This window comes from Candidatus Blastococcus massiliensis AP3 (assembly GCF_000582785.1).
GTDB lineage: Bacteria > Actinomycetota > Actinomycetes > Mycobacteriales > Geodermatophilaceae > Blastococcus > Blastococcus massiliensis.
This window is the reverse complement of record NZ_HG931175.1, coordinates 860,508-880,763: the sequence shown is the minus strand read 5'-3', so window position 1 is coordinate 880,763 and position 20,256 is coordinate 860,508. Positions and strand designations below refer to the sequence as shown.

The window sequence follows — 20,256 nt, the reverse complement described above, 5'->3', positions numbered from 1 at the left end:
CCCCATCTCCCGCGCCACTGGGTACAAGTGGCTGCGCCGTTGGCGCGACGAGGGCCTCGCGGGGCTGGCTGACCGCTCCAGCCGGGCCCACCGGCTGCCACGTAAGACCTCCGCGGCTGTTGAGGCCCAGATATTGGGGCTGCGCTTGAGTCGAAAGCTCGGTCCGGCGCGAATCGGCCCGCTGGTCGGGCTGGCGCCTTCCACCGTGCATGCGGTGCTGACTCGCTACGGCATGCACCGACTGGCATGGCTGGACCGCCCAACCGGCCAGCTGGTTCGCCGCTACGAGCGGGGCCGACCCGGCGAGCTGGTGCACGTGGACGTGAAGAAGCTCGGCGTCATCCGCGCCGGCGGTGGCTGGCGCGCCCACGGCCGCGGCTCGGTGCAAGACCTCGATCGGCGCCGAGAGCTGCGCGCCGCCCGACGCGTGGGCTACGACTACGTGCACTGCGCGATCGACGACCACACACGTCTGGCCTACGCCGAGATCCACCGCGACGAGACCGCAGCCACCTGCGCCGAGTTCCTGCGCTCGGCGGCGGCCTGGTTCGCCTCCGTCGGCATTGACCACATCGAACGGGTGATGACCGACAACGCGATGGCCTACCGACGCAGCAGCGCATGGCGCCAGGCGCTGACCGACCTCGGCGCCCAGCCTCGCTTCACCCGCTCGTACCGACCACAGACCAACGGCAAGGCCGAGCGCTTCAACCGCACGCTGGCTGATGAATGGGCCTACATCCAGCCCTTCGAAAGCTCAGCCGACCGCGCCGCAGCCTTGCCCTTTTGGCTGCACACCTACAACCATCACCGCAGCCACACCGCGCTCGGCGGCGAACCACCGATCAGCCGCGCTTCCGTCAACAACGCTGCCGGGCACTACACTTAGCGGGCGGCGGCGAGGTCCGGGTCGACGGTGCGGCCGCGGATGAGGTCGGCTGCGCGCTCCCCGACCATGATCGACGGCGCGTTGGTGTTCCCGCGGACCAGCGTCGGCATGATCGAGGCGTCGGCCACCCGCAGACCCTCGATGCCGTGCACCCGCAGCTTCGAGTCCACGACGGCCTGGTCGTCAGTGCCCATCCGGCAGGACGACACCGGGTGGTACAGCGACTCCAACGTCTCGCGCGCCTTGGCCCGCAGCGCGTCCCGGTCCTGAGCCGAAGCGCCCGGCGACCACTCCTCGCCCAGCACCGACGCCATCGGGCCGACCGACGCGATCTCCCGCGCCTTCTCGATGCCGCACACCAGCGCGTCGAGGTCCCGCTCGTCGGTCAGGTAGCCGGCGTCGATGGCCGGCGCCCACGTCGGGTCGGCCGACCGCAGCCGCACCGAGCCGCGCGAGTGCACGTCCACCAGCACGATCGCGGTGGTGAACGCCTCGGCGTCCGGGTCGATCTCGGCCTGCTTCCAGAACTTCACCGGCAGGAAGTGCATCTGCAGGTCCGGCTCGGGCAGATCCGGGCGGGAGCGGGTGAACAGCCCGGCCTCGGCCAGGTTGGAGGTGAGCGGCCCGCGGCCGGCCGCCTTCCACTTCGCGATGTTGACCGGCGTCTCCGCCAGCCGCAGCGACGTCCCCGAGCGGGTGTGCCAGACCACCGGAACCAGCGGGTGGTCCTGCAGCCCCGCACCCACCCCCGGCAGGTCGTGGACGACGTCGATGCCCATCTCGCGCAGGTGGCCGGCCGGCCCGATGCCCGAGAGCATCAGCAGCTGCGGCGAGTTCACCGCACCGCCCGACAGCACCACCTCGCCGGCGGACACCGTCACCAGCGACCCGCCGCAGCGGTACTCCACCCCGGTCGCGCGGCCGCCGGACACCAGCACCCGCGTGGTCAGCGCGCCGGTGACGACGGTCAGATTGGGCCGGTCCATCGCCGGGTGCAGATACGCGTCGGCCGACGACCAGCGTCGTCCCCGCTTCTGCGTCACCTGGTACTGGCCGACGCCCTCCAGCCGGGCACCGTTGAAGTCGTCGTTGCGCGGATAGCCCGCCGCCACCGCCGACTCGACGACCGCCTTCGTCCACGGGTGCGGCGAGCGCAGGTCCTCGACCCGCAGCGGCCCGCCGACGCCGTGCCAGCGGTCGGCGCCGCGGGCGTTGTCCTCCATGCGCCGGAACAGCGGCAGCACGTGCTCGTAGGACCAGGTCGGGTCCCCGGTCAGCGAGGCCCACTCGTCGTAGTCGGCGGCGGCGCCCCGCATGTAGATCATCGCGTTGATCGACGACGAGCCGCCGAGCAGCTTGCCGCGCGGCCAGAACAGCTTCCGGCCGTCGAGGCCCGGCTGCTCCTCGGTCGTGTAGTTCCAGTCGCGGCGGGTGCGCCAGACCTTGTAGAGGCCGGCCGGCGCCTGCACCTCGAGCACCTTGTCCGAGCCGCCGGCCTCCAGCAGCAGCACCCGCAGCGACGGGTCCTCCGAGAGCCGGCCGGCCACCGCGCACCCGGCCGAGCCGGCCCCGACGACGACGACGTCGTACACGTCGGCAGAGGGGCCACAATGGCCATTTCGGCCCATCAGCGGTGGCGGCCGTGCACGATGCCGATCACCCGTGCGAGCCCGTCCGCGGCGTTGGCCGGGCGGCTGAAGCTCGTGAGGTTGCCGCCAGGGAGGGCGAACCGCTGCCGGGTGATCGACTTGCTGCGGGTGAACTCCTTGAGCCCGTCCTCGCCGTGGATCCGGCCGAAGCCGGACTCGCCCACGCCGCCGAACGGCAGCGCCGGCACCGACGCGAAGGTCAGCACCGAGTTGATCGAGGTCATGCCGCTGCGCATCCGCCGGGCCAGGTCCAGCGCCTTCTTCGACGATCCGGAGAAGATCGACCCGGCCAGGCCGTAGCTCGTGGCGTTGGTCCGCTCGAGCGCCTCCTCGGCGTCGCGCACCCGGGTGATGGTGAGCGTCGGGCCGAAGGTCTCCTCCCGGACGGCGAGCGAGTCCTCGGGGACGTCGAGCAGCACGGTCGGCGCGACGTAGTTCTCGCCGGGGGAGGAGTCGGGGTCCGAGCCGCCGGTGATCACCTGGGCACCGGCGGTGGCGGCGTCCTGCACGTGCCGGCGGACGACGTCGATCTGCGACGGCATGGTCATCGGCCCGTAGGTGGCCTCGTCGTCCGAGCCGGGGCGCAGCTTGCGCACCTGGGCGGTCACCTCGGCGACGAACCGGTCGTAGACGGCGCTGGTGGCGTAGACGCGCTCGATGCCGATGCAGGTCTGGCCCGCGTTGCTCATCGCGCCCCAGACGGCGGCGTCGGCCGCGGCGACCACGTCGGCGTCGTCGTCGACGATCATCGCGTCCTTGCCGCCGAGCTCCATGAGCACGGGGGTGAGGGTCTCGGCGCAGGTCGCCATGACCTTCTTGCCCGTGGCGGCCGAGCCGGTGAAGGCGATCTTGCCGACGCCGGCCCGGCACAGCGCCGCGCCGGTCGAACCGTCGCCGGTGACGACCTGGACGGCGTCCTCGGCGTCGGGGACGGCCGCGCGCCAGGCGGCGGCCAGCCAGGCACCGACGGCGGGCGTGTACTCCGAGGGCTTGAAGACGACGGCGTTGCCGGCGGCCAGGGCGTAGGCGATCGAGCCCACCGGCGTGAACACCGGGTAGTTCCACGGGCCGATCACGCCGACGACGCCGAGCGGCTGGTACTCGAGGTAGGCGGCGTGGTTGGCCGCCAGCAGCCCCGTCTTCACGCGACGCGGGCCGAGGGCCTTGCGGGCGTGCCCCGCGGCCCAGGCGAGGTGGTCGATCGCCAGGGTGATCTCGAGGATCGCGTCGGCGTGCGGCTTGCCGTTCTCCCGGTGCACCAGGTCGGCCAGCTCGTGCAGCCGGCGGGCCAGATAGCCGCGGTAGGCGTTCAGCCGCTGCCTGCGCCCGTCGAAGCCGAGCTCCGCCCACTGCTGCGCAGCCGCGCGCGCCCGATTCACCGTCTCGGCGACGGCGTCGGTGTCGTGCACCGGGAAGATGCCGACGACGGCGCCGGTGGCCGGGTCCGTGGACTCGAAGGTGCGCGTCGTGGCATGCCGGTCGACGGTGCCTGCGGCGCCGTCGGTGACCGTGTCCATCTGCGGGGCGATCGACATGGGACGGACGTTACCTGCGCCTCATCCCACGGACCCTCCGGCCGACCCGGTGGGGGGAGTCAGTCCGCGACGACGACGGCCCAGGCCGTCTTCTGGCCCCGCCCGGCGGTGGTCCAGCCGTGCCGCGCCGAGAGGTCGGCGACGAGGTACAGCCCGAAGCCGCCCTTGCCGGGGTCGCGCCCCTGGGCGGGGGTGGGCGGGACGGCGGGGGAGGCGTCGCTCACCGCGATCAGCCACTGGTCGGCGTACCGGCTCAGCGCGGCCGCGACCGGCAGGGTGCCGTGCCGCAGCCCGTTGGAAGCCAGCTCGTCGGCGATGAGCACTAGCCGCTCGGACCAGTGGTCCTGCTCGGGACGCTCCACGGTGGCCTGACCGGTCATGGTCAGGCGGAGGCGCGACCGAAGCCGGGCCAGCTGGTCGAGCGAGCACAGTTCCTGGCACCAGAGCTCGGTGAAACCACGCGGTAGGCGCGCTGACTCCCAGAGAGCCACAGCCACCGCCTTCCCGAACTGCCGCGGCGCCTTCCATGGGCCGACGCTGCCCCCGTGCCCGATACCGGCACTCCCGAACCCCGGAGTCACCCGGAGGGGTCGGGCGCGCCTCTACCGTCCCCCATCATGAGGAAGCCGCTGCCACCGACCCGTTCGGCACGGCGGAACTGCGCCGGCGGATACCGCGACCGACTCCTCGAGCCCGCGCAGAACGCCGCCGACGTCCCGCAGTCGGCTCCGACACCCGGATGCAGTGTCGTTACAGGGACTGTACGAACCGGCGGAGGAGGCGCCCGGGCTGGGCTGCGGACGGTGTACGCGCGGCTCACCGTGGTGCTGGACCGGGTGGTGGCCGACGCCGTCGTCGCCGTGGTTGCAGCCACTGGTCGGAACCGATGACGTTCCCCCGCGGGCGGGGGCCCGGGCCCGTCGCCGACCTCCTCGACCTGCCGCTGGCCCGGAGGTCGCGACCGCCCGGGTGACCAGCCGCGCCACCAGGACGCTGCGCTGGTCCGACGTGCCCGGGCGGAGCCGGCGGCGGCCCGCCTCGGCCTGGAAGGCCTCGAGGGCGAGGTCACCGTGCACGAGCCGCTGCTCGCCGGCGGAACCCCGGTGCCGTGGTGGCCGGGCGAACCGGACGCCGCCCCCGGCCGGTTACTGGCCCCACCGGGGGATGGCGGTGGCTCCGGGGGCGTGACCGTGGGTGGACGGTCGACCGCTCCGCCCCTTGCCCGGGGCGCCGGGGACAGGGGCCCGGGAGGTCCGGGACCAGCACTCGAACAGCGACAGCCACTGCGCGCTGGTGAGCGCCGTGGGCCGGGTGGTCGGTGCCAGGTTCTCCTGACGCAGCCACCGGACGCCGGCGGTGCCCGGCAGCTGCGCGCGCAGCACCGGGCCCAGCGGCGCCGTCGGTGAGGCGAGGACGGCGTGGGCCAGGCGGTCGAAGGCGGTGGTGTCGGACTCGGGCAGCGCGGCTCGGGCGTCGGCGGCGGGACCGGCAGGCGCAGGGGTGGGGCGTGACATGGGGTACCTCCACGGATGAGAAGGACCCCGTCCTTCTCATCGCTCGCAGGCTCGCGACGAGCCTCCGGACGGGGCCAGGGACGGCGAGTGGACAGCGGCGTCCCGGCAGACGGCGGGGACGCGGTGGCCGGCCGGCTCAGCAGCCGACTCGGCGGGGGAGCACGAAGGCTCGACGCGGTTCCGGGGCTCGACGGCCCGGGAACTCAGGCGGCGCGCAGCCGCACGAAGTAGCGCATGCCCGGAACCGTAGGAGGGGGTCCGGGGGCTGTCGACCGAATTAGCGGTCGCTGCCCTTCTCGCCGGTCTGCCGGGCCTGATGGGCCTCCCAGCGGCGGCGGTCGCGCTCACGGGCGTCCGCGTTCGCCTCCCACTTGGCCTTGCGCCGGAGGTTCCGCTGCTGCTCGCGCTCCTCGTAGGTGGAGTGCCGGTCCCAGTCGCTGGCGAGCACCGCCATGACCGCGACGGTGACCAGCAGGATGGCCACGAAGGCGGCGACGACGATCTCGTCGAACACGAGGAAGGTCAGCCCCGCGAGGACGACGGCGACGGCCGCGGCCGCCAGCAGGCCCTTGCTCCGGCCGGTGCCCTGCGGTTCCGTCGTCGCCACCGCCCCAGTATCCGTCACCGGGCAGGGCGGTTCCGCCGCCCCCGGGGCCTTGCGGGCGGACGTCGCGATCTCTAGGGTCCGAGGTGCGGTTCAACAGCAAGCCGTATCTAGGTGCGGCTCTGCGGTGCGGTGGTGACTCCACACACGGACCCCGCGCCCGGGTCCGGTTCCACCCGCCCGAGAGGCACCCCGTGACCGCACCCTCCGCATTCGGCGACCTCGTCCGAGTCGACGTGATCACGCTCGGCTCGACCGTCCGGCTGACCGTCGCCGGCGAGGTCGATTCCTCCTCCGCCCCCGTGCTGTCCCGGCACCTCGACGAGGCGCTCGACGGCCCCGTCGGACAGCTGATCGTGGACCTCTGCGGCGTCTCCTTCCTCGACTCCGCCGGGTTGTGCGTCCTCGCGACCGCGCACCGGCGGGCGACCGAGCAGCAGACGACGCTGCGTGTCCTGGCCTCCTCGCGCGCGGTCGTCCGCCCCCTGCAGATCACCGGGCTGTGGCGACTGCTCGAGGCCGAGGAGGTCGACCCGGAGGCGGTCGACCGCATCGTCGAGCAGATCGTCGCCTGAGCCTTCCCCTGCCGGGCACCTCGCCCGCGGGGAGGCCGCGTGCAGCGCCCGGAGTGGCGCGAGGCACACTGCGTGACACGTGGGCCGGCCGCTCCAGGGCCCGCCGACGCGGACCTACGAGGAGGCCTCCCGTGCGAGATGCGGTCATCTGCGAGCCCCTGCGCACCCCGGTCGGCGGCTTCGGCGGCTCGCTGCGCGACGTCCCCGTGCAGGAGCTCGCGGCGACGGTGATCCGCGCGCTCATCGAGCGCACCGGACTGCCGCCCGAGTCGGTCGAGGACGTCCTGCTCGGGCACTGCTACCCGACGATGGAGGCCCCGGCGATCGGCCGGGTCGCCGCCCTCGACGCCGGCCTGCCCGTCACCGCGTCCGGCATCCAGATCGATCGCCGCTGCGGTTCGGGTCTGCAGGCCGTCGTCAACGCCGCGATGCAGGTCCAGTCGGGCGCCTCCGACCTGGTCCTCGCCGGCGGCGCCGAGTCGATGAGCAACGCGCCGTTCTACTCCAACGCCATGCGGTGGGGGGTCAAGGCCGGTCCGGGGGTGCTGCTCCAGGACGGGCTGGCCCGCGGCCGGGTGACCGCCGGCGGCCAGAACTTCCCCGTGCCCGGCGGCATGCTGGAGACGGCGGAGAACCTGCGCCGCGAGTACGAGATCTCGCGCGAGGAGCAGGACGAGTACTCGGTGCGCAGCCACCAGCGCGCGGCCGCCGCCACCGAGGCCGGCCGGTTCGCCGACGAGATCGTCCCGGTCACCATCAAGGGCCGGAAGGGCGACACCGTCGTCGACCGCGACGAGCACATCCGCCCCGACTCGAACCTGGAGACGCTCGCCAAGCTGCGCCCGATCATGGGCCGGGAGGACGACGGGGCGACCGTCACCGCCGGTAACGCCAGCGGGCAGAACGACGGCGCGGCGGTCTGCATCGTGACCACGCCGGAGAAGGCCGCCGAGCTCGGGCTGCGGCCGCTGGCGAAGCTGGTCTCCTGGAGCGTCGCCGGCGTCCCGCCGAAGACCATGGGCATCGGCCCGGTCCCGGCGACCGCCAAGGCCCTCGCCCTCGCCGGCGTCGAACTGGCCGACGTCGACCTGATCGAACTGAACGAGGCCTTCGCGTCACAGGTCCTCGCCGTGGCCCGCGAGTGGAAGTTCACCGACGCGGACTGGGAGCGGACCAACGTCAACGGGTCGGGCATCTCGCTCGGCCACCCCGTCGGCGCGACCGGTGGCCGGATCCTGGCCACGCTGCTGCGCGAGATGGACCGCCGCGAGGCGCGCTACGGCCTGGAGACCATGTGCATCGGCGGCGGCCAGGGGCTCGCCGCGCTGTTCGAGCGGGTGGCCTGAATGGACGGACGACAGAACGGGAGCAGGGCATGAGCAGGGTCGCGATCGTCACCGGCGCCGCGCGAGGCATCGGCGCGGCCACCGCGCTGCGGCTGGCGCAGGACGGCTTCGCCGTCGCGGTGCTGGACCTCAAGGCCGAGGACTGCGGCGACGCCGTGGCCGCCATCGAGGCTGCGGGGGGCCGGGCGCTGGCCGTGGGCGCCGACGTCGGGGACGCCGAGCAGGTCGAGGCCGCCGTCGAGCGCATCGCCACGGAGCTCGGCCCGCCGGTCGTACTGGTCAACAACGCCGGCGTCACCCGCGACAACCTGCTGTTCAAGATGACCGACGCCGACTGGGACGTCGTCATGCACGTGCACCTGCGGGGCTCGTTCCTCATGAGCCGGGCCGTGCAGAAGCACATGATCGAGGCCACGTGGGGCCGGATCGTGAACCTGTCGAGCACCTCCGCGCTGGGCAACCGCGGCCAGGTCAACTACTCGACGGCCAAGGCGGGCCTGCAGGGGTTCACCAAGACCCTCGCGATCGAGCTGGGCAAGTTCGGCGTCACCGCGAACTGCATCGCGCCCGGCTTCATCCAGACCGAGATGACCAAGGCGACCGCGGAGCGGATCGGCGAGGAGTGGGAGGGCTACGTGGCCAAGCGCGCCGCCGCCATCCCCGTCGCCCGCGCCGGGGTGCCGGAGGACATCGCGCACACCGTCTCGTTCTTCGTCAGCGAGGGTGCGGGCTTCGTCTCCGGTCAGGTCGTCTACGTCGCCGGCGGCCCGCGCGCCTGACCGCGGTCAGGGGCGGGGCCAGTCACCGGCCAGGGCCCGGTCCACGGTCTCGCCCCGGCCTCGCACGTCGGCCGCCGTCCACCCCGCGGGCGGGTTCTCGCTGTACTGGGCGACCAGCAGGTCCCGTTCCCGGCGGACGGCGTCCTGCTGCCCCGGCGTACGGGTGTGCCACGCGGCCTCGGTGAGCAGTGCGAACAGCCGCGCGGCCACATCCGGGTCGGTCCCGCCGTAGGACCGCGGCTGGGTGACGGCCTGGCCCAGCAGGGTGGGGAAGTCCCAGGACGGCACGAGCAGCCGCAGGGCGCCGTCGTCGTCGGTGAGCCGCCGGTGCCAGGTCGTGCGGCGCGCCGCCAGGCCGAGCAGGTCGGAGACGTGCGAGAGCGCGTGGACGGCGGTCGTCGGGTCGTTGGTGCTGGGGGAGAGGGCCCGGGCCGCGATGTCGACCAGCTTGCGCAGGCCGTAGCTCGGATCGCCGCGATCTGCCCGTTCGTGACCGAGCAGGAGGGAGTCGGCGAGGGCCTCCTCGAGCGCCTCCGTCGACGGCTCGGTCCCCGACCCGTCGCTCCACGCCCAGGCGACCGGGACGCCGGCGAGCACGGACTCACCGGGGCGCGGGATCAGGCGCAGCACGGCCTCCGCGTCGGTCGCCGCCGCGACCAGCGGAGCCTCGGACACCTGCACCAGGAAGCCGCTGTGCCGGGCGCACACCGGCCGGGCGTGCGCCGGGACCGCGGGCAGGTCGGTGTCGGGCTGCTCGTCGTCGTCCTGGTCGGCGAGCAGCCGGCGCAGCGTCGCGCCGGCCTCGACGTGGACGTCGCGCAGCATAGTCTCCACGCGCAGCTGCCGGCTCTGGTGGCTGAGGAAGGCGACCAGGGCGCCGACCGAGACCAGCGTCAGGAGCAGGGCGAGGGTCACCGACAGCCGCGGCACGAAGGCCGTGTCCTCGGACTCGTCGGCCGAGCGCACGCTGCGCAGCACCACGAGGGCGAAGACGAACGTGCCCAGCAGGATGCCGAGGCAGGACTGCACCACCCGGTCGCGGACGAAGGTCTGCAGCAGCCGCGGCGAGTACTGGCTGCTGGCCAGCTGCAGCGTCACGATGGTGAGCGAGAACAGCAGCGTGGTGACCGAGATCAGCGACGTGGCGATCGCCGAGAGCATCGTGCGCGCCGCCGACGGGCCGCCGCCGAAGACGAAGGTCAGCGGTTCACCGGGTCCCTGCTGCAGATGCCGGTCCAGCTCCGGCAGCGTCAGCCCCAGCGCGATCGCCAGGAGCACGGCCGCCGCCGGCACGGGCCACAGCGTGCCGCCGAGAGCGCGCCGGACGACGTGCATCCGGCCGCCCCGCGTGTGCGCGCTCCCGTTGCCGGTCACGACGACGGGTCCCGGTCGGGGTAGCGGGCCCGGGCGAGGGCGTACACGCCGAACGCCGCGAACCCGGCCGCGACGCCCGCCAGCAGCCACGGCCCGGAGTCCACGCCGGCGATCGCGGTCATCGCGCCGTCCAGGCCGGTCGCGCCGGTGACGTCGGCCGAGGTCGCCGCGCGCCACAGCAGGACGCCCACCAGCCCGAACGCGATGCCCTTGGCGACGTAGCCCACCCGCCCGAGGACCTCGATGACCGGCTCCCAGCGGTCGGGGGCGGCGGGCAGGTCGACGTCCTTCATGAAGCCGCCGGTGAACCCGCGGCCGAGGGTGTACAGCCCGACCGCGATCACTCCTGCCGCCACGGTGCCGACCATCGCGGCCCCGCCCGGGATCAGCAGCGTCTCCTGCGTGAGCTCCTGCATCCGCTCGTCGGCCTCGTACTCCAGCCCCAGCGCGAACAGCAGTGCGGTGACGCCGAGGAGCCCGTAGACCCCGCCCTTGGCCAGGCACCTGGCGCAGACCAGGGCGGTGCGCCGGCGATGGTCCGGGTCCAGCAGCCCGTGCCACCAGAGCAGGATCTCGCCGACCTGCCAGATGCCCAGCGAGAGCAGTCCAAGGCCGATGGCGCAGAGCAGCACGCGGCCGCCGGGGCCCTGCCCGACGGTGAGCAGCGCGCCGGTCTGGTCGGCGTCCGCACCGCGCAGGCCCAGCGCCATGCGGGTGGCGAGGAACGCGATCAGCAGGTGCATCGCGCCGTAGGCGACGAGTCCCGCACGGGCGAGGTGGTGCAGGACGCGGTGGTCGGTGACCTCGCGGGCCCGGTCGACCGCGGTGTGCAGACGGTCGAGCACCGGGCGGGTGGAGGGCACCCGCTGATCGTCCGGGACCGACTGCTGCCCGGCGACCGCAGACCGCACTCCGTCGTCGCGGCTCAGGTGCGTTCGGGGTAGCGGGCGCGCACGAAGAGGTAGGCGCCGAAGGCCGCGATGCCCACGGCGACCAGGGTGAGGAGGAACTGCCCGTAGGGCGCCCCGAGGACCGTGTGCATCGCGCCGTCGAGACCGGTGGCCTTGGCGGCGTCGAAGGTGGCCGCCGCCCAGACGAACAGGCCGCCCACGACGCCGAGCGCGATGCCCTTGCCGGGGAAGCCCACCTGCCCGAGCCGGGTGACCAGCCGGGTGGCGGTGGGCGGCGCACCGGCCAGGTCGACCTCCTTGAGGAAGCGCTTCGTGACGCCCTTGTAGACGTGGTACGCGCCGACCCCGATCAGGACCAGCCCTGCCGCGCCCACCAGCCAGCGTCCCGCCGGCCAGCCGAAGACCCCGGCCGTGGTGTTCTGCTGCTGCTGCGAGCTGGACGATCCACCGCCGGTGGCGAAGCGGATGGCCAGCACGGCCAGGGCGGCGTAGACGGCGGCCTTGGCAATCGCCTTGGCCGACTTCTTGACCGCCTTGGTGCGCGCCGAGCCCGATGCCGACCAGCCGGCGCGCCACCGCAGCACCTCCAGGGCCTGCCAGACCGCCAGCGCGATCAGCCCGACGGCGACCACCCACAGCAGCGGCTTCCCGACCGGGCCCTCCGCGAGGGTGGCCAGCGCGCCGGACTGGTCGGCCGACTCGCCCGCCCGTCCCCACGCCAGCTGCAGCGCCAGCCAGGCCACCAGCAGGTGGACCAGCCCGTAGGCGAGCAGCCCGATGCGCGCCAGGTTCTCCAGGCCGTCGCCGTCGGTGGCGGCCAGCGCCCCTCCGCCCGATCGCCGCACGCTCATGGGCACTCCCGTCCTGGGCCGGAGATCAACGTCTCAGCGTGGCACGCGCGGGGGCCCGGTGCCCGCCGGCGACTGCACCGCATGGGGGAGACTGGAGCCGTGGCGAACGCTGGAACCGTCCTCACCTCGCAGCCGACCCCCGAGGTCGCCCGCCGTGCCTGGCCGCAGTGGCTGGCGCTGGGCGTGGCGATGATCGCCGTCGCCGTGGCGTCGGCCGTGTGGGCCGACGGCGGCGCGCGGCTGCTGCTGGGCGCGCTGGGGGCCTTCCTCGCCGTCCGCGGCGTCGTGCTGTTCCGGAGCGCCTCGGCACTGGGCGGCGAACTGGCCGGCCGGGCGACCCGGCTCGGCTCGGGCGCGATGGTGGCCGGGGTCGCAGCGCTGGCCGTCGCGCTGATCTCCGGTGCCGCCGCGGCCGGCGTGCTGCTGGTCGGCGTTCCGCTGCTGTTCCTGGGCGGCGCCCTGGCGCTGCTCACCCGCACCGGCACCGCCCGTCGCGCCGGCCAGGCGCTGCTCGTCTGGGCCCTGCTGGTCTCCGGCCTGCTCGTCGCCACCGGCGTGGCGCAGGACTGGGACCGGGCGTCGGACGTCGCCACCGTCGTCGCGGCGCTCGCCGTCGCCGCCCTCGCCGTCCCGGTGCTGATCAGCGCGGTCAACCTGCGCACGGTCGCCGGGCAGCCCGCTCCGGAGCCCGTGCGCGGCGGCTGCGGTGGCTGCGCCTGCGGCGCCGGGGGCTGCGGCGCCTGACCCCTCGGTGTCGCACCCGTTCCGCCCGGGGTAGGGGTCGGGCGTGAGCGGACACGTCTTCGTCGTCGGCGCCGACCTCACCCGCCTGTCGTGCGACGACGTCCTGGTGCCCACCGGACGCAGCCTGCGGATCTCGCCGGGCTGGTGCCCGCTCCTGCCCGACGAACTGGTCGCCGACTCCGGCGACGAGGGGGCCTCGGTCGGGCTCTCCTGGCACGGGACCGAGCGGGTGCTCGAGGTGCCCGGCGACGGCGCCCGGCGGGCCTGGCTGGTCGACACCGTCGACGACGAGGGCCGCGGGCTGCCGTGGCTGCTCGACGGCGCCCGCGAGGCCCTGGCCGCCGTCGCGCGGCGCGAGGTGACCGAGCCGGCGCACGGACGGGCCCGGCGGCTCGTGGGCCTGCCGGCGCTGGGCACCGGCTGGGGCGGTGCCGCCGGCGAGCGCGGTGCGCTGCTCCAGCAACTGCTGCCGGTGCTGCGCGAGGCGGCGGCCGAGCACGGCTTCGACGTCGCCCTGGTGCTCAAGCGGCCCAGCGACCTCGCCGCCGCCCAGCGGGTGCGCCGCGGCGAGGACGGCGGCTGGGACCTGCCCGGCCACCTGCACGAGCTGGCCGAGCACCTGGGCGAGCGCGCCCGGCGGGGCCAGCTGGCGATCTTCCTCGGTGCCGGCGTCAGCGCTGCCGCCGGGCTGCCCACCTGGGAGCAGCTGGTCGACGAGCTCGCCGAGCGCTCCGGTCTGGACGACGAGCTGCGCGCCGGGCTGACCCGGCTGCCGGCCCAGGACTCCGGCCGCGCTGCTGGCCCGCGAGCTCGGCAGCGAGGCGCTGGAGTCCTACGTCGAGGAGCGGTTCGGGCCGGGCCCCTACGCGCTGGCCCACGCCCTGATCGCTGCCCTCCCGGTGCAGGAGTTCGTCACCACGAACTACGACCCGCTGGTCGAGCTGGCCGCCGCCGACGTCGGCCGCGACCTGCGGGTGCTGCCCTTCGAGGAGTCCCGGCCCGGGGCTCCGTGGCTGCTGAAGCTGCACGGCGACGCCGCCCATCCCGCGAGCATCGTGCTGACCCGCGAGGAGTACCTGAGGTACGGCGACTCGCGGGCCGCGCTGGCCGGCGTGCTGCACTCGCTGCTGCTCACCCGGCACGTGCTCTTCGTGGGCACCTCGATGCTCGACGACGACCTCATCCGGATCGCCCACGAGGTGCGGAGCGCGCTCCGGCTGCAGGGCTCGGGCCGCGTCCACCGCAGCGGCACCGTGCTCTCGCTGCGCGAGGACGTGGCCCGCGCGCGGCTGTGGGAGCAGGACGTGGAGACCGTGGCGATGGCCGGTGCCGACATCCCGTCCGCGGAGGCGGCCCGGCGGCTGGAGGTGCTCCTGGACCTCATCGGCTGCCTGGCCACGCCGCCCACCGGCTACCTGCTCGACCCCGCCTACCGCGGGCTGCTCGACGAGGAGGAACGCGCGCTGGCCGAGGCCCTCGGGGCCGTCTCCGGTCTGGTGCCCGGTGGCGCGGGGTCCAGCGCGGCCCACGAGGTGGCCGCGCTGCTGCACCGGCTGGGCGGGCAGCGTTCCGGCTGAGCCGCGATTGCCCCGGCGGCGGGCCGGGCACGGCACCGGCATGGCACGACTGGAGAACGGCCCGCAGCTGCTGACCAAGGGCTACGGCTGGCTGCCCGACAAGCGGCGCCGGCTGGGCCGGCGCACGGTGCCCACCCGGCTGGGCGGGCTCAAGGTGCTGGCGATCGAGGGCCCCGAGGCCGCCCGTTTCCTCTACGACGAGGACCACGTCCGCCGCGCCCAGGCCATCCCCGAGCCGGTGCAGGGCACGCTCTTCGGCAAGGGCGCGGTGCACACGCTCGACGGCGAGATGCACCGCGTCCGCAAGGCCATGTTCATCGGCCTGCTCATGCGCGAGGACGGCATCGACTCGCTCGTGCGGCAGGCGACCTCCGCCTGGGACAGGGCCGCCGCGGAGTGGCCCCGGCGGCCGCGCATCGTGCTGTGGGAGGAGTCGGCCACCGTCATCGCCGGCGCCGTCGCACGCTGGGCCGGCGTCGCGGTGCCCGACGACGAGGTGCCGGGCCTGGCCCGCGACCTCGTCGCGATGGTCGACGGCTTCGCCACCGGCGGGCCCCGGCACTGGCGGGCGCGCCGGGCCCGGGGACGGCGGGAGGCGTGGCTGGCGCAGCTCGTCACCGAGGTGCGCGAGGGGCGCCCGGTCGCCCCCGCGGGCAGCGCGGTCGACGTCGTCGCCCGGCACACGGATGCCGACGGCGAGCTGCTCGACCCGCGCGTGGCCGCCGTCGAGCTGCTCAACATCATCCGCCCGACGACCGCGGTCGCCTGGTTCGTCGCCTACTCCGGTCATGCGCTGATCCGCTGGCCGCAGTACCGGGAGCGGCTCGCCTCGGGGGACCCGGCGTTCGCGGAGGCGTGGGCGCACGAGGTGCGGCGGTACTACCCGTTCGCCCCGTTCATCGGTGGCCGCGCGCCGCAGGAGACGGAGTTCGACGGCGAGCGCATCCCGAAGAACTCGATGGTGCTGCTGGACCTCTACGGCCAGAACCACGACGCCGACCTGTGGCCGGACCCCTACGAGTTCCGTCCCGAGCGGTTCCTCGCTCCTGACGGCGCGACCCGGGAGATCGGCGCGTACGAGCTGGTGCCGCAGGGCGGGGGAGATCCGCACACCAACCACCGCTGCCCGGGCGAGCAGCTGACCGTCTCCCTGCTGTCGGCGCTGGCCGTGCGGCTGGCCCGGCTGCAGTTCGACGTCCCGGAGCAGGACCTGCGGATCGCGCTGCACCGCATCCCGGCCCGCCCGGCCAGCGGCGTCGTCCTCGCCGTCCGCTAGTTGTACTGACCGGACAGGTTGGTCAAGCGGGTGATGGGCGGGCGGTTGCCGATCGCGGTGTGGGGCCGGTGATGGTTGTACTCGTGAAGCCAGCCCGGCAGGGCTCGGCGGCGCGCTGATTCGCTGAGGAACATCCGGCGGAAGGCCCAGCCGTCGGCCATGGTGCGGTGGAAGCGTTCGATCTTGCCGTTGGTCTGTGGCCGGTAGGGCCTGGTTCGTTTGGGCGTGATGCCCAACTCGGCGCAGGTGTCGCGCCAGGCGTGGGAGCGGTAGGCCGAGCCGTTGTCGCTGAGCACCCGTTCGACGGTGATGCCGCGGGCGGCGAACCAGGTCGCGGCGTTGCGCAGCACACCGATGGCGGTCGCCGCGGTTTCGTCGTCGTGGATCTCGGCGTAGGCGAGCCGGCTGTAGTCGTCGAGCACGGTGTGCACGAATGCCGTGCCGATCTTGGGGTTGTAGTAGGCGTTGCGAGGCTTGCCGGGCGTCGCGGCGCGGTTCTTGTCGCCCTGCGCGCGGCCGACGTAGCGCCAGCCACCACCGTCGGGGATGTTGCCTAGCTTCTTCACATCGACGTGGATCAACGAGCCGGGCCGGTCGTGTTCGTAGCGGCGGATCGGCTCCCCGGTGGCCCGATCCACGTGGGAAAGCCGGTTGAGCCGGCACCGACGAAGCACTGCGTGCGCAGTGGAAGGAGCACAGCCCACCCGATCGGCGATGGCGACTGGGCCCAGCCGCTGCTTCCAGCGCAAGTGGACGATCTTGCGGACCATCGGCGCCGGCGTGCGCCTCGGGGACGAGTGCGGCCGAGAGCTGCGGTCGACCATCCCGGCCGGCCCATCGCTGCGATAGCGATCGGCCCAGCGCTTGGCAGTGGGCCAGGCGACGTTGAACACCGCCGCGGCATAGGAGATCGACCAACCGTCCTCGACCACGGCGCGGGCCAAGCGCAGACGGTGGCGTGGGGTCAGGGCGGCATTAGCGTGAGACACGAGGACCTCCGGGTTCGTGCAGTGGTCGCCTTCAGCAGCTCCACTCCACGTCCGGAGGTCCTCCCCGAACAAGACCTACCTAGATCCCGTCCTCACAACTCCTCGACCAACGTCTCCGGTCAGTACAGCTAGTCCCGGACGTCGAGGCCGGAGAGCTCCGCGGGCAGCTCGCCGGGGTGGAGGACGCCGAGCCGCTGGGTGGCCCGGGTGAGCACGACGTAGAGGTCGTTCCAGCCGCGCACGCCCTCGGCCACGATCGCGGCCGGGTCGACCACCAGCACGGAGTCGAACTCCAGCCCCTTGGCGCCCTCCGGCGGCAGGACGACCGGCGCGTCGGCACGGTCGGGGTCGGCCGGCAGCCGGGCCGCGACCGCGGCGCTCACCGCGGCGAGCCGGCTGTGCGGCACGAGCACCCCGAGGGTGCCCTCCTCCTTGTCCAGCTCGAGCGCGGCCTCGGCGACCTCGTCGGCCAGCGTCGCGTCGGGGACCTGCCGGCCCCACGGCCGCTCCCCGGTGGAGCGCACCGCCTCGGCCGAGGTCCCGCCGGTGCCGCCCGCGGCGAGGACGGCGTCGGCGACGGCCATGATCTCCGCCGGGGTGCGGTAGTTGACCGTGAGCTCCTCCAGCTGCCAGGAGCGGCCGAGGTGCGGTTCGAGCACGTCGGCCCAGCTGGTCGCGCCCGCGAGCGTGCTGGTCTGGGCGACGTCGCCGACCACGGTCATCGAGCGGGTGGGGCAGCGGCGCAGCAGCAGGCGCCACGTCATCGCCGAGAGCTCCTGCGCCTCGTCCACGATGATGTGCCCGTAGGTCCAGGTGCGGTCGGCCGCGGCCCGCTCGGCGGTGCTGCGGTAGTCGGTCTCCTCGTGCCGCTCGGCCAGACCCTCGGCGTCCAGCAGATCGCCGGCCAGCAGCTCCTCGGCCTCGTCCTCGGTCTCGGCGTCCTGGGAGCGGGAGCCGTGCAGCATGTCGAGGGTCTCCTGGGCGTCCCGCAGCCGGCGCTGCCGCTCGCGCTCCTCGGCCCGGCGCTGTGCGCTCTCGTCGATGCCGAGCAGCTCGTCGACCTCCTCGAGCAGCGGCACGTCCGCCGGCGTCCAGGGCGACGACGGGGGTCGCCGCAGCAGCTCGCGCTCGGCCTCGGTCAGCCCGGTCGCGACCGCGTCGAGCTGGGAGCGGGAGGCGAACAGGTCGCGCAGCACCCGCTCGGCGGTCAGCCGCGGCCACAGGCGGTCGATCAGCCCGTGCACCGCGGGCTCGGCGGCGACCTCGCGGCGCAGCGCGGCGACGTCGCCCTGATCGAGCAGGTTCGCCCCGCCGAGCACGTTCTCGCCGAGCTTGTCGGCGTACTTGCGGGCCAGCAGTTCGATCACCGTGCGGGCGGCCGCGGGGCGGGCCTCGTTGTGCACGCGGGAGGCGGCCCGGGCACGGCTGCGGACGCGGGCGGCGTCGGCCTTGGTGAAGCGCAGCACGGTGCCGTCGATGTCGATCTCGGCCGGTCGGTCCAGGACGGCCTGGCGCCGCTTCACCGCCGCCGCCACGACGTCGGCCATGACCAGCCGGCCCTTGAGCTCGGCGACCTCCGGCCGCTCCGGGGCGTGCGCCTGCAGGCCCGGGCGCAGGCTGCCGACGTCGGCGAGGACGACGCCGGTCTCGCCGAGCGAGGGCAGCACGTCGGCGATGTAGCGCAGGAACGTGGGGGAGGGGCCGACGACGAGCAGGCCGCTGCGGGCCAGTCGCTCCCGGTGGGTGTAGAGCAGGTAGGCGGCACGGTGCAGGGCGACGGCGGTCTTCCCGGTGCCCGGCCCGCCCTGGACGACGAGCACGCCCTTGACGTCCGCACGGATGATCCGGTCCTGCTCGGCCTGGATGGTGCGGACGATGTCGGTCATCCGGCCGGTGCGGGAGGCGTTGAGCGCGGCCAGCAGCACCGACTCGCCGGCCAGTCCGCGCCGGTCGGCGCCACCCTCGGCGGCGGCCTCGGCCAGGTCGAGGGTCTCGTCGGCGACGCTGACCACGGTGCGGCCGCGGGTGCGGATGTGCCGCCGTCGCCGCACTCCCTGGTCGTGCAGGGCGGTGGCCGTGTAGAACGGCCGGGCGGCCGGCGCCCGCCAGTCGACCAGCAGCGGTTCCTCGGCGCCGTCGGCGAACAGGCCGATGCGCCCGATGTAGCGGGGGGTCTCGGCCTCGTGCCGGTCGAGCCGGCCGAACACCAGACCGCTCTCGGCGGCGTCCAGGGCGACGATGCGCCGGGTGTGCAGCTCGACGGCGGCCTCGCGCTCGCCGACGGCCTGCGGGTTGTGCGGCACGGTGGCCAGTGCTTCGTCGAGCCGGCCGACCGAGCGGGCCCGCACCTCGTCGAGCCGGTCGTAGAGAGCGGTCACGTAGGGCTGTTCCGCGGCGACCCCGGGATCGGGGGCGTCCGCGGGCCGAGCTGTCGACAAGGCACGCCGCTTTCTGCAGGAAAAGGCACTAGGTGGGGCAGCGCCCCGAAAGGCAACCTCCCATTATCCCCACGCGGTGGTGCGCGTGTCATCCCTGGCAGGCCCGGGCCGCGCGGAATCCCGGCTCAGTGCGGCGAGCTGTGCAGGTACTCCTCGAGCCGGTCGGCCAGCTCGACCGGCCGGCTCAGCGCCGCCAGGTGACCGCCTGCGATCTCGTCGACGTCCAGCCCGAGGCGCTCCGCGGCGACCGTGCGCTGGAACTCGAGCGGGAACAGGCGGTCGTCCCGACCGGCCAGCACACGGGTGGGGACGTCGGGCCACTGGTCGAGCGGCCACGGCTCCTCGAACGGCCGGCCCGACTGGGCGAACGCCTCGTCCAGGACACGCGCCTCGAGTGGGACGTCGTGCAGGTACGTCGTCTCCTCGTCGGGATCGGCGGGCAGGCCGAGGGAGGCCAGGTAGGCGGCCTGCGCCGGCCCCTGCCCGGTGACCGTCCACCACTCGCCGCCGGTCTCGCCGGGGCTCGGCACCATCGCGTTGAGCATCACCAGCAGCCGGACCGGCACGCGCTCGCAGACCAGGGGCGCGGTCAGCCCGCCCATCGACTGGGCCACCAGCACGACGGGGGAGCGGTCCCCGATGGCGTCGACCACGGTGTCGGCGTACCTCTCCAGCCCCGCGGTGTCGTCGCCCGCCGGGAGGTCCACCGCGACGGCGGTGTGACCGCGGCGCTCGAGCTCGTCGGCCAGCAGGCGCCAGAAGGCCGCCCGGCCACCGGCTCCGGGGATCAGCACGAAGGTCGTCATGGGGAGCAGACCGCGGTCCGCGCCCGGACTCATCGGCGGACGGGAAACCGGGTGCCGGCTGCAACCCGGAGGACACCGTCACGACACACCGGCTCCCTACCGTCGGGGACGTCTTCGAGGAGGGGAGCACGACATGACCACCAGCACCCTGGAACGGCAGGCCACGACCGCTCCGGCGCGGGACCGGGCCGTCTGGACCTGCGACAACTGCCGCGCCGAGTCCAGCGCGCATCGCAAGCGGTGCACCGACTGCGGCACGTCCCGCTTCTGACCGGCTCACGCCGCGGGCGGCGCCCCCCGCAGGCGGACGACGGCGGCGCGGTAGCGGCGGGCGCCGGACAGCCGCCACCCCACCCGACGGCGGCGGGGCAGCCCGCCGAGCAGGCGGGCGCGGTCGGC

19 protein-coding genes are annotated in these 20,256 nt (G+C 74.3%); 8 read left to right on the top strand and 11 right to left on the bottom strand.

Annotated elements, in window-relative coordinates; translation table 11 throughout:
- Positions 1 to 889, top strand: an 889-nt coding sequence (locus BN344_RS18235) for an IS481 family transposase (RefSeq protein ID WP_081788759.1), incomplete at its 5' end; no start/stop codon positions are given.
- Here BN344_RS18235 and BN344_RS18230 read toward each other — a convergent pair.
- The 5 genes from BN344_RS18230 to BN344_RS18210 form a co-directional block, all read right to left on the bottom strand.
- Complete coding sequence (locus BN344_RS18230; protein WP_231487019.1) at positions 886 to 2,481, bottom strand: GMC family oxidoreductase; 1,596 nt, start codon at positions 2,479 to 2,481, stop codon at positions 886 to 888. The genes BN344_RS18235 and BN344_RS18230 overlap by 4 nt on opposite strands.
- 35 nt (positions 2,482 to 2,516) lie before the next feature.
- Positions 2,517 to 4,073 (bottom strand): aldehyde dehydrogenase family protein, encoded by a 1,557-nt coding sequence (locus tag BN344_RS18225; RefSeq protein WP_040339842.1) that lies wholly within the window; start codon positions 4,071 to 4,073, stop codon positions 2,517 to 2,519.
- A gap of 59 nt (positions 4,074 to 4,132) precedes the next feature.
- On the bottom strand, positions 4,133 to 4,453 hold the full coding sequence (locus tag BN344_RS18220) for an ATP-binding protein (RefSeq protein ID WP_155858947.1): 321 nt from the start codon (positions 4,451 to 4,453) through the stop codon (positions 4,133 to 4,135).
- Positions 4,454 to 5,218: 765 nt separating this feature from the next.
- Positions 5,219 to 5,587 (bottom strand): hypothetical protein, encoded by a 369-nt coding sequence (locus BN344_RS18215; protein ID WP_040339840.1) that lies wholly within the window; start codon positions 5,585 to 5,587, stop codon positions 5,219 to 5,221.
- A gap of 277 nt (positions 5,588 to 5,864) precedes the next feature.
- Positions 5,865 to 6,194 carry a hypothetical protein gene (locus BN344_RS18210; RefSeq protein ID WP_040339839.1) on the bottom strand — a complete coding sequence of 110 codons (330 nt, stop codon included), beginning with the start codon at positions 6,192 to 6,194 and terminating at the stop codon, positions 5,865 to 5,867.
- A gap of 191 nt (positions 6,195 to 6,385) precedes the next feature.
- Here BN344_RS18210 and BN344_RS18205 point away from each other — a divergent pair, with 191 nt between their 5' ends.
- The 3 genes from BN344_RS18205 to fabG all read left to right on the top strand — a co-directional run bounded on the left by BN344_RS18205 (position 6,386) and on the right by fabG (position 8,891).
- Positions 6,386 to 6,766 (top strand): STAS domain-containing protein, encoded by a 381-nt coding sequence (locus BN344_RS18205; RefSeq protein WP_051516096.1) that lies wholly within the window; start codon positions 6,386 to 6,388, stop codon positions 6,764 to 6,766.
- Between the two features lie 131 nt (positions 6,767 to 6,897).
- Positions 6,898 to 8,112, top strand: a complete 1,215-nt coding sequence (locus BN344_RS18200) for an acetyl-CoA C-acetyltransferase (protein ID WP_040339838.1) — start codon at positions 6,898 to 6,900, stop codon at positions 8,110 to 8,112.
- A gap of 29 nt (positions 8,113 to 8,141) precedes the next feature.
- The gene (fabG, locus tag BN344_RS18195) at positions 8,142 to 8,891 is read left to right on the top strand and encodes a 3-oxoacyl-ACP reductase FabG (protein ID WP_040339837.1); all 750 of its coding nucleotides are present in this window, start codon (positions 8,142 to 8,144) and stop codon (positions 8,889 to 8,891) included.
- A 6-nt stretch (positions 8,892 to 8,897) separates the two neighbouring features.
- Here the strand turns inward: fabG and BN344_RS18190 are convergent, their stop codons facing one another.
- From BN344_RS18190 to BN344_RS18180, 3 genes are all read right to left on the bottom strand, one after another.
- Positions 8,898 to 10,265 carry a DUF2254 domain-containing protein gene (locus tag BN344_RS18190; RefSeq protein WP_081788758.1) on the bottom strand — a complete coding sequence of 456 codons (1,368 nt, stop codon included), beginning with the start codon at positions 10,263 to 10,265 and terminating at the stop codon, positions 8,898 to 8,900.
- A complete protein-coding gene (locus BN344_RS18185) occupies positions 10,262 to 11,128 on the bottom strand; it encodes a DUF1206 domain-containing protein (protein ID WP_040340162.1) in 867 nt (288 codons plus the stop codon). The genes BN344_RS18190 and BN344_RS18185 overlap by 4 nt, the downstream gene beginning before the upstream one ends.
- Positions 11,129 to 11,190: 62 nt before the next feature.
- Positions 11,191 to 12,027 carry a DUF1206 domain-containing protein gene (locus tag BN344_RS18180; protein WP_040339836.1) on the bottom strand — a complete coding sequence of 279 codons (837 nt, stop codon included), beginning with the start codon at positions 12,025 to 12,027 and terminating at the stop codon, positions 11,191 to 11,193.
- A gap of 99 nt (positions 12,028 to 12,126) precedes the next feature.
- Between BN344_RS18180 and BN344_RS18175 the strand changes: the two genes are divergently transcribed.
- From BN344_RS18175 to BN344_RS18165, 3 genes are all read left to right on the top strand, one after another.
- Entirely contained in the window at positions 12,127 to 12,771 is a 645-nt protein-coding gene (locus BN344_RS18175; protein ID WP_040339835.1) for a hypothetical protein, read from the top strand.
- 899 nt (positions 12,772 to 13,670) lie between these two features.
- Positions 13,671 to 14,348, top strand: a complete 678-nt coding sequence (locus BN344_RS20930) for an SIR2 family NAD-dependent protein deacylase (protein WP_231487017.1) — start codon at positions 13,671 to 13,673, stop codon at positions 14,346 to 14,348.
- A gap of 40 nt (positions 14,349 to 14,388) precedes the next feature.
- The gene (locus BN344_RS18165) at positions 14,389 to 15,624 is read left to right on the top strand and encodes a cytochrome P450 (RefSeq protein ID WP_040340161.1); all 1,236 of its coding nucleotides are present in this window, start codon (positions 14,389 to 14,391) and stop codon (positions 15,622 to 15,624) included.
- On the opposite strand, the gene BN344_RS18160 is transcribed toward BN344_RS18165, so the two are convergent.
- The 3 genes from BN344_RS18160 to BN344_RS18150 all read right to left on the bottom strand — a co-directional run bounded on the left by BN344_RS18160 (position 15,621) and on the right by BN344_RS18150 (position 19,890).
- The gene (locus BN344_RS18160) at positions 15,621 to 16,613 is read right to left on the bottom strand and encodes an IS481 family transposase (RefSeq protein WP_040339834.1); all 993 of its coding nucleotides are present in this window, start codon (positions 16,611 to 16,613) and stop codon (positions 15,621 to 15,623) included. The genes BN344_RS18165 and BN344_RS18160 overlap by 4 nt on opposite strands.
- A gap of 128 nt (positions 16,614 to 16,741) precedes the next feature.
- A complete protein-coding gene (locus BN344_RS18155) occupies positions 16,742 to 18,991 on the bottom strand; it encodes a HelD family protein (protein WP_231487050.1) in 2,250 nt (749 codons plus the stop codon).
- A gap of 185 nt (positions 18,992 to 19,176) precedes the next feature.
- Positions 19,177 to 19,890 carry an alpha/beta fold hydrolase gene (locus tag BN344_RS18150; protein WP_231487013.1) on the bottom strand — a complete coding sequence of 238 codons (714 nt, stop codon included), beginning with the start codon at positions 19,888 to 19,890 and terminating at the stop codon, positions 19,177 to 19,179.
- A gap of 100 nt (positions 19,891 to 19,990) precedes the next feature.
- On the opposite strand from BN344_RS18150, the gene BN344_RS20005 reads away from it, so the two are divergent.
- Complete coding sequence (locus BN344_RS20005; RefSeq protein WP_155858946.1) at positions 19,991 to 20,128, top strand: hypothetical protein; 138 nt, start codon at positions 19,991 to 19,993, stop codon at positions 20,126 to 20,128.
- Positions 20,129 to 20,256: the final 128 nt, after the last annotated feature.

Excerpts from the sequence above, each read along its gene's own strand:
- BN344_RS18165 (WP_040340161.1), top strand. The coding sequence starts at position 14,389 with ATGGCACGACTGGAGAACGGCCCGCAGCTGCTGACCAAGGGCTACGGC.
- BN344_RS18215 (WP_040339840.1), bottom strand. The coding sequence starts at position 5,587 with ATGTCACGCCCCACCCCTGCGCCTGCCGGTCCCGCCGCCGACGCCCGA.
- BN344_RS18220 (WP_155858947.1), bottom strand. The coding sequence starts at position 4,453 with ATGACCGGTCAGGCCACCGTGGAGCGTCCCGAGCAGGACCACTGGTCC.
- BN344_RS18180 (WP_040339836.1), bottom strand. The coding sequence starts at position 12,027 with ATGAGCGTGCGGCGATCGGGCGGAGGGGCGCTGGCCGCCACCGACGGC.
- BN344_RS18225 (WP_040339842.1), bottom strand. The coding sequence starts at position 4,073 with ATGTCGATCGCCCCGCAGATGGACACGGTCACCGACGGCGCCGCAGGC.
- fabG (WP_040339837.1), top strand. The coding sequence starts at position 8,142 with ATGAGCAGGGTCGCGATCGTCACCGGCGCCGCGCGAGGCATCGGCGCG.
- BN344_RS18150 (WP_231487013.1), bottom strand. The coding sequence starts at position 19,890 with ATGAGTCCGGGCGCGGACCGCGGTCTGCTCCCCATGACGACCTTCGTG.
- BN344_RS20005 (WP_155858946.1), top strand. The coding sequence starts at position 19,991 with ATGACCACCAGCACCCTGGAACGGCAGGCCACGACCGCTCCGGCGCGG.